The organism is Paenibacillus sp. P32E, from assembly GCF_001909085.1.
In the GTDB taxonomy this organism is placed as follows: Bacteria; Bacillota; Bacilli; order Paenibacillales; family Paenibacillaceae; genus Paenibacillus_AQ; species Paenibacillus_AQ helianthi.
This window is the reverse complement of record NZ_LVYY01000065.1, coordinates 1-819: the sequence shown is the minus strand read 5'-3', so window position 1 is coordinate 819 and position 819 is coordinate 1. Positions and strand designations below refer to the sequence as shown.

1 rRNA gene is annotated in these 819 nt (G+C 51.5%); it reads right to left on the bottom strand.

The annotated features are described in order from the left end of the window. Positions 1-565 (bottom strand): 16S ribosomal RNA (locus A3848_RS27510); the annotation flags it as partial. Between the last annotated feature and the right edge of the window lie 254 nt (positions 566-819).

Genomic DNA, 819 nt, shown 5'->3' with positions numbered 1-819 from the left:
TAATTCCGGACAACGCTTGCCCCCTACGTATTACCGCGGCTGCTGGCACGTAGTTAGCCGGGGCTTTCTTCTCAGGTACCGTCACTCCGGTAGCAGTTACTCTACCGGACGTTCTTCCCTGGCAACAGAGCTTTACGATCCGAAAACCTTCATCACTCACGCGGCGTTGCTCCGTCAGGCTTTCGCCCATTGCGGAAGATTCCCTACTGCTGCCTCCCGTAGGAGTCTGGGCCGTGTCTCAGTCCCAGTGTGGCCGTTCACCCTCTCAGGTCGGCTACGCATCGTCGCCTTGGTAGGCCATTACCCCACCAACTAGCTAATGCGCCGCAGGCCCATCCTCTAGTAGCAGATTGCTCCGCCTTTCATCCCTCGCCCATGAGGGTGAAGGAATTATCCGGTATTAGCTACCGTTTCCGGTAGTTATCCCAGTCTAGAGGGTAGGTTGCCTACGTGTTACTCACCCGTCCGCCGCTAAGCTTATCCCGAAGGATAAGTCCCGCTCGACTTGCATGTATTAGGCACGCCGCCAGCGTTCGTCCTGAGCCAGGATCAAACTCTCCAAATTGGTATTTAGAAAGAGCGATTGCTCATTTTGAAACATCTGACGAGAATAAAATATTCTCTATCTTTGGATCTCACTTGCGTGAAATCCCACTCACTCGTTGTTCAGTTTTCAAAGATCAAGCTCGTCGTCGGCGGCGATTAACTCGTCACCAGCAACTCTTATAATATATCACGTTCGACCGAGTAATGCAAGCTCTTTTTTTCAACTTCTTTTCGAGCTCGGCGTTGATGTTTCATGGCCGGAATAAGAATATA